Consider the following 7,637-nt stretch of genomic DNA (forward strand, 5'->3'; position numbering starts at 1 on the left):
TGAATGTGAGCGGTCTTATATATAACGATCCCAATGCCGCCGTGTCCCAATATGGGTTCAAGGCGGACTATAACGAGATTATTCACGAATTTTGCGATTGGCTGCTTGCGGAAACCGATGCGAACCTTGTCCTTATCCCGCATGTGATGAGCGGTCGCCAATATACGGAATCGGACTATACGGCCTGCGAGAAGGTGGCGATGAGAGTTGAGGAAAAGTATAAAGACCGGGTCTTTGTCTCGCCCGACACTCTCGATCAGAATCAGGTGAAATGGCTGATCTCGAATATGGACTGGTTTTGCGGAACCCGGATGCATTCGACAATCGCGGCGCTTTCGCGGGGCGTTCCCACTGCTGCCATTGCCTATAGCGACAAGACCAAGGGCGTCTTTGAAACATGCGGTCAGGGGGATGAGGTTTTTGATCCACGAACGCTCGATACCAAGGATGTGATAGAGAGCTTGAAAGGCTCATTCCTGCGGCGTAGTGATCTGTTGGCATCCCTGGAGAAGTCACTTCCTGAAGTAAAACAGCGGGTTGATGAACAGATATCGATCATCTCAAATTACATTCTGGATATCGTCGCCAGCAAGAATAATTAACCTGAAAGGCCGCGTGAAGTGTTACTTAAGGGCCATTTAAGAAGCGGATTGTTTCTCTCATTCGGTGGGGCGGTCGGTGCTTTGAGCACGTTCGCACGCAATATCATCATTGCGCGGCTGATCAGTGTGGAAGATTTCGGTATCGCGGCCACGTTCGGTATTACGATGGCGCTGGTGCAAATGTCGACCGGCCTTGGCGTTGACCGGTTAATCGTTCAGGCGACTGACGGAAATGAGCCTAAACTCCAGGGAACGGTGCAGGCGTTTAATATTCTGCGCGGTGTGGTGCTGGCCGTTATCATGTATGCGGTGGCAAGCCCGATCGCCCTTCTGTTTGACCTGCCCGAGCTGATCTGGGCATTTCAGTGGCTGGCTGTTTTGCCATTGATTACCGGCTTTGTGCATATGGATCCCGCTCGCTTCCAACGAGAGATGAATTTTGGACCGTCGGTCCTCGTTGAGAGTGTACCGCAGATTATCGCGGTTGCGCTGGCCGCCCCGCTTGCGATCTATTTCAAGGACTACCGGGTGATGCTGTGGATCATCACCATTCAGGCGGCCTCCACGGTTGCGCTTTCTTTCCTCGTCGCGAAGCGGCGTTATTCCGCAATGCTCAGCCGGAAATATCTCAACAGGATTTTTTCGTTCGGCTGGCCGTTGATGCTGAACGGGCTGTTGCTCTTCGGCATTTTTCAGGCAGATCGGGGTATTGTCGGTATCGCCTACAGCATGGAGGATCTTGGCTGGTTCAGCGCGGCCTTCACTCTCACCCTGTTTCCGTCGATGGTTTTCGCCAATGCGGCGCAGTCTTTTTTCATGCCGATGCTTTCCAAGGTGCAGGATGATCCCGAAAAGCTGCAATTGGGGGCCGTTGCCACGACCCAGGCCTGCCTGTTGATTGGCATCGTCATCAGCGTCGGGCTGGCGTTTGCGGGCCCGGCGTTTCTTCTCCTGCTCTTCGGAGACGCCTATGTCAACGGCGTTGAGATTATTGCCTGGCTTGCCCTGATGCAGGGTATTCGAATGGCGAAGGCAGGTCCGACAATCGTTGCCATATCTTGCGGGAAAACAAAACTCCCTCTCTATGCGAATATCGTGCGTAGCTTCGCCCTGATTTTCGCCCTTGTTGCGGTCTGGCAGGGTTGGGGTGTTTTCGGCATTGTCATTGGAGGTATCATCGGCGAGACGATGGCCGTTATCTTCTTCTTGTTCTTGCTCACACGAAAATTTGGCATTGATTTATCTTTGCTTTACAAATCTGTCGTAGTTTCAATTGCTCTTGTCGCACTGGCACTTGTTCTGTCTTCTAATTTTGCAACGGGTCAGGACCCCGTTTTTGAAATTGGGGGATCAATTGTACTGACGCTGGTCGCGATGGGCATATTTATGCTATTTGCGTTGGATCTGGTGAAATGGCTGAAACAATCAGGCCATGAACAGACCGAAGTGAAGGTCTAGGGCGATAAGACCGTTTATCTAGATGGATTGGGATTTATGAAGGACAGGTTTTCAGCCGAAAAGATCAAATGGGCGGAACTCAAACATGAGCGGTCCCTCAGCCCGTTCTCAAACTTGATCCTTCGTGCCTATAAATCTCGCGTGCTGCGCCGAATTTGTTTTTCCCTCTGTGACCGGCTTGAAGGTAATTTTTTCTATTCCCAGACGCGCCGAAAAATCATGAAGCAATATTATGGTGTTACGGTCGGACGATACAGCTACGGTCCCTGCCTTGATCCGGGTGTTTTCCCATCAGGATCGGTGATCGGGGCCTATTGCTCCTTCGGCAGCGAGTTGATGGTTTTCCGGCGCAATCACCCGGCGGAAACCCTGACACAACATCCCTTCTTTTATAATCGCTTTCTTAATATCGTGGATCAGGACACGATCCCGCTCGACCAGGATAACCCGCTGACCATTGGGAATGATGTCTGGATCGGCAGCCGAACCACTATCCTGCCGGGTTGCAAACGGATCGGCGATGGCGCCATTATCGGCGCTAATTCCGTTGTTACGAAGGACGTGGATGATTTTGCCATTGTTGCCGGTAATCCGGCGAAGGAATTCCGCCGGCGTTTCACGCCCGAGGTGGCGGAGCTGGTGAAAAAATCCGAATGGTGGGACCTCAGCCTCCCCGACCTTATGAAGGCCAATGATCTTCTCTTCGATCCTGTCACGAAGGAGGGGATATCGTTGTTTATCCAGAACATGAATGGCGTGGATAAGAATGCGGCACCGGAAGTGGTGTTGCAAAAGGCGGGAAGCGAGAATGCAGGGGTTTGAGTTGTGAGTAAGAGTATTCGTAACATTACCGATGTTACCAGCCGTCAACTCTGCACCGGATGTGGTGTGTGCGCCTTTATGGAGCCGGAAAGGTTCGAGATGGGCGACTCGCTGGAACTTGGCCGACGCCCTTTCCTGCGCGAGAATGCGCCCGCTGAAACCGGCAAGGCGCTTCAGTCCTGCCCCGGTGCCAATCTTACGCATGACCATAAAAACGATCCGCCCGAAGTTCAGAAAGAGCTTATGGATGGATGGGGTCCGGTTCTTGATGTATGGGAAGGCTTCTCTGCCGATGATGGGATTCGCAAAGGCGGTTCCAGCGGCGGCGCGGCGACGACCCTCGCCATTTTTGGAATTGAACAAAAGGGATTTGCCGGCGCCCTGCACACAAAGGCGCAGGCGGATTATCCCTATTTGAACGAATCGGCATTAAGCCACAGCCGCGGTGAGCTTACGGCGGCGACCGGCTCGCGCTATGCGCCCGCCAGCCCTTGCGACGGGCTGGACCTTGTGATGAAGGAAGAGGCGCCGTCGGTATTCATCGGGAAACCCTGTGATGTTGCTGCTGTTCAGAAGGCCCGCAAGCTTGATCCGGGACTGGATAAAAAAATCGGCATAACGATCGCTTTTTTTTGTGCCGGAACGCCCTCAACCAAAGGAACGCTGGAGTTGCTGAAGCGAGAGGGAATTCCGGATCCGACAAAAGTCAAAAGCCTGCGCTTTCGCGGCAATGGTTGGCCGGGTATGTGGAAAGTCGTTTATGATGATGACGCGGGCGCTGAAAAATCTGTCGAAATGACCTATGCAGATTCATGGGGGTTTCTGCAAAGATACCGGCAATGGCGATGCTATATCTGCCCGGATCATACAGGTGAATTTGCCGATATTGCCGTGGGCGACCCCTGGTACCGGCCGATTGAGGAAGGGGAACCCGGCAAATCCCTGATCGTTGCGCGAACCGAAAAAGGACGGCAATATATCCTTGAAGCGGCGGCGGCGGGCTATATCACGCTCGAAAACCACGATTCGTCGCTTTTTCCGCGATCTCAGCCGAATTTACTTGGATCGAGAGGGAGTGTTTGGGCAAGATTGCATATGCTCCGCCTTTTCGGCGCGGCGGTTCCCAAATATATTGGGTTCAAGATGGCCCGCTTCTGGTGGAGTGATTTAAGCCTGAACGAGAAGAGACAATCAATTACCGGGACAATCCTCAGGATATTCAGAAAGCGCCTGAACAAGCGGATTGATGTGAAAAGCTGGACCCCGCCAGCTAAGGAAAAGAGATAATGATCGGAGTAACCGCCTTCGTTACTGTTGCTTTGGGCCTGCTTGCACTTTCGGTGCGGCCGGGTGCGGCGGTTGGTGTCCTTATCATTTCCATGATGATATGGCCGGAATATCTCCGGGTGCCTATTGGGCCGGCGGATATGTCGGCACCTCGTTTGATTGCTCTCGCGCTGCTGGTCCGCTTCATTATTCAGGGCAGGCATATAAAGATGAATGTCTGCTCGGTTGATTACCTGGTATTTTTCCTCTGGGCCTGGACGGTTCTGGCCACTGTTATGAGTGGGTCGGAATCCGACAAAACGATCGAAATGATCGGTTATGGCTTTGACACTGTCCTCATGTATTTTGTCGCTAGGCTGGGAATTCGCTCCATTCAGGATGCGGGTGGCCTTGGGCTGCCGCTCTTTGGTATTGCCGCTTTCATGTGTGTAATGGGCTGGCAGGAATCCTATACGACCACGTCGCCCTACGTTGGTCTGGATGCGTACCGGACATGGGTCTGGATTGCGAAAGAGCCGGAATTCCGCCTTGGCATGATGCGCGCGAAGGTTAGCACGTCCGTTCATATTTATTATGGCATGGCGATGATGCTGATCGCCGGTATTGCCTGGGCAATTCGCGCCAATCCGCGCGTCCGGAAAATGAGTACCTTTACCGCCCTTTTTGCGGCTGTTGGTGGTTTGGCCTCCATGTCGAGCGGTCCCTGGCTCGCCATTGTTACGCTTATTATCTGCAATCTGTATGTTCTTCGCCCGAGCCTGATCAAGCCGACCCTCTATGTGATGCTGGCCTTCGCCATCTTCCTGGAGCTTGCGTCGAACCGGCATTTTTATAACCTCATCGACTATCTTGCGCTTAACTCGGCGACGGCCTGGTACCGAACCCGGCTGCTTGAGGTCGCCGTTGAACAGTGGCGTGATTACTGGATTTTCGGTGCGGGCGGGATTGATATTAACTACTGGGGCGGCCTGTTGGATGGCAGGCGTCATATCGACCTGGTCAACCATTTCGTTATTGTGGCGGTCAATGGCGGCATCCCGGCCTTCCTGATGTATGTGTTCTCGCATGTCAATGCTGTGCGCTACGGGGCGAAGGCCCGAAAGACATCAAAGGACCCGTATCGCCGGAAGCTGATTTTCTTCCTGATTTCCGCCCTTATCGCGCTGGATGTGTCCAGTATGTCGGTCGGCTTGTTCGAACAGCCTTTGATCCTGACCAATATTCTGCTGGGCATGCTGGTGAGTGCCGGTGTCGCCTGGAATGAGGTTCCGGCGCGGGCTGGTCAACCGGCGGCGGCACCGTCGCCAGCGCCGCAAGGGCAGACCCAAACGGCACGACAATCGTCCGATATGCCTAAGCCTTTATAGCTGAAAGGCTTTATGGCGCACTGAAAGAACGGCAGGCGGAATTAAAAGCCCCTGAACTCGCATGCTTTTTAATAAAAATTAACTCGAGATGAATTAGGTTTGCATCGAAGGGGATTTAGATCGCAATGGAAGAACTCGAGCTAAGCGTCATCATACCGCATTATAATGATCCGGGCGGCCTGGCGGAGTGCCTGAAAACGCTGGCGGCGCAGACCTATGACAAGGGCAGGTTCGAGGTTATCGTTTGCGATAATAACTCGGACAAGCCGGTCGAAGGGCTGGATGCCTATGATTTGAATGTCTCCCTTGTTGTTGAGACGGCACGGGGTGCGGGACCCGCCCGGAATGCCGGCGCGAAACTGGCCAAGGGAAAGTTTTTTGCCTTCACCGACTGCGATTGCTTGTTGGATCGGGATTTTGTGAAAAACGGCCTGACCCATATGCGCGCGGAAGGGGAGCGCAGCGTGATGGCGGGTGAAATCATCATCTATCCGGAGCATGACCGGCCCAACAGCGTTGAGGCGTTCGAGATTACCTACTCCATGGATCAGGCAGGCTACACCAAGAAGGGCGATGCGGCGACCGGCAATATGTGGACCAGCCGCACTCTTTTTGAGGAAGTCGGCCCCTTCCATGCGGATGTTGCGGAGGATACGGATTGGTGTCAGCGCGCCTACGCGATCGGCGCGAAGTTTCATTTCGGCGGCGATTGCATCGCCAAGCATCCGGCGCGCGCAACGCTTGAAGAATTACGCGCGAAATGGAAACGGCAATCAGCGATGACCTTTAACATGCAGAAGAAAGAACCGGGCTTCTCCGTTAGATGGCCGGCCCTTTGCGTGGCAACGGCCGTCTCCGCTGCACCGCATAGCATAAGGGCACTGAAGGACCATAAACTTCCATATTTTTCAGACAAGCTGAAGTCGATTTTGATATTGTTTTGGTGTCGGTTTTTCCGTGCGAAGATCATGGCGGGATTTTATTTCAGTGGACTTGATCACATAGACCCCAATAAATATTGGACCAACACGTAAATTTGCTCAGCGATATGCTGATGTTAGGATTATAGCCATGTGCGGTTTAGCCGGATTTTTGAACTTCCCGAACCATGTTGAACATGCGAACGCCGCCTCTGTGATCCAGCAGCATCGCGGACCGGATTCGCAGGACGTCTGGACGGAAGGGAATATATCGCTTGCCCATCAGCGGCTCTCGATTATTGACGTGAATGCACGGTCGGACCAACCGATGCTGAAGCATAATTACGTCATGGTCTATAACGGCGAGATTTATAACTATAAAGAGCTGAGAAAGACGCTTGAGACGGAACATGGGGTCGAGTTCAAGACAAGCTCCGACACGGAAGTGGTGCTGGAATCCTTCCGTCTGAAGGGGCCGAAATGCCTTGAAGATTTCATCGGCATGTTTGCCATCGCGATTTATGACCGTGACACGAAGGAACTTTTCCTCGCTCGCGACCATTTCGGTATCAAGCCGCTGTTTTTCTTTAAAAATGGAAAGAACTTTTGCTTCTCGTCCGAGCTGAAGACCATCGCGAAAATCGTTGATGAGCCGTTTGAAGTGAATTTCGCAGCCCTCGCCGCCAGTATGCAACTCCTGTGGCTCCCGGATCATTTCTGCATTTTCGAAGGCGTGCACAAGGTGCAGCCCGGCCAGTATCTGATTGTTGATACCGATGGCAATATCAAGGAAACCACTTATTGGGAATTGCCGGACTATCATGCCGGGCCGATTGACGAGCGGGACGCGATTGAGGAGCTGACAAAGAGTTTTGAAAGCTCCATCGACCGGCATCTGGTTTCCGATGTCGAGGTCGGCAGTTTTTTGAGTGGCGGGCTCGATTCGTCACTGGTGAGTACGATTGCACGGCGCAAGCTTGGAAAACTCAAAACATTCACCATTGGCATGTCGGAAGCGGACAAGCGTGTCGAGCAGATGGCCGATGATCAGAAATATGCGGAAATGCTCGCTAAAAAAGAAGGGTTTGATCACCAGACGTTGGTCGTTGACCCCGACCTGATGTCCCTGCTGCCGAAAGTCATCTACAGCCTGGATGAACCCATTGGCGACCCCGCCGCGC

At 53.0% G+C, this 7,637-nt stretch carries 7 protein-coding genes; all 7 read left to right on the forward strand.

All coding sequences use genetic code 11. From position 1 onward, the window contains the following. A partial coding sequence (locus tag P1U71_RS17230) for a polysaccharide pyruvyl transferase family protein (protein ID WP_301106910.1) occupies positions 1 to 602 on the forward strand: 602 nt, incomplete at its 5' end. Positions 603 to 620: 18 nt separating this feature from the next. Further along, a complete protein-coding gene (locus tag P1U71_RS17235) occupies positions 621 to 2,060 on the forward strand; it encodes an oligosaccharide flippase family protein (RefSeq protein WP_301106911.1) in 1,440 nt (479 codons plus the stop codon). Positions 2,061 to 2,096: 36 nt separating this feature from the next. Further along, positions 2,097 to 2,882, forward strand: a complete 786-nt coding sequence (locus P1U71_RS17240; protein ID WP_301106912.1) for a CatB-related O-acetyltransferase — start codon at positions 2,097 to 2,099, stop codon at positions 2,880 to 2,882. A 3-nt stretch (positions 2,883 to 2,885) separates the two neighbouring features. After that, entirely contained in the window at positions 2,886 to 4,169 is a 1,284-nt protein-coding gene (locus tag P1U71_RS17245) for a Coenzyme F420 hydrogenase/dehydrogenase, beta subunit C-terminal domain (RefSeq protein WP_301106913.1), read from the forward strand. Next, entirely contained in the window at positions 4,169 to 5,536 is a 1,368-nt protein-coding gene (locus P1U71_RS17250; protein WP_301106914.1) for a hypothetical protein, read from the forward strand. The genes P1U71_RS17245 and P1U71_RS17250 overlap by 1 nt, the downstream gene beginning before the upstream one ends. Before the next feature lie 125 nt (positions 5,537 to 5,661). Then, positions 5,662 to 6,570, forward strand: coding sequence for a glycosyltransferase family 2 protein (locus P1U71_RS17255; protein ID WP_301106915.1), 909 nt, complete (start codon positions 5,662 to 5,664; stop codon positions 6,568 to 6,570). Positions 6,571 to 6,607: 37 nt separating this feature from the next. After that, positions 6,608 to 7,637: asparagine synthase (glutamine-hydrolyzing) (asnB, locus tag P1U71_RS17260; protein ID WP_301106916.1), on the forward strand; the 1,030-nt coding region annotated here is incomplete at its 3' end.

The sequence above is a fragment of the Sneathiella sp. genome (genome assembly GCF_029233945.1).
In the GTDB taxonomy this organism is placed as follows: Bacteria; Pseudomonadota; Alphaproteobacteria; order Sneathiellales; family Sneathiellaceae; genus Sneathiella.

Coding starts and splice junctions, on each gene's coding strand:
- P1U71_RS17255 (WP_301106915.1), top strand. CDS start 5,662: ATGGAAGAACTCGAGCTAAGCGTCATCATACCGCATTATAATGATCCG.
- P1U71_RS17250 (WP_301106914.1), top strand. CDS start 4,169: ATGATCGGAGTAACCGCCTTCGTTACTGTTGCTTTGGGCCTGCTTGCA.
- P1U71_RS17240 (WP_301106912.1), top strand. CDS start 2,097: ATGAAGGACAGGTTTTCAGCCGAAAAGATCAAATGGGCGGAACTCAAA.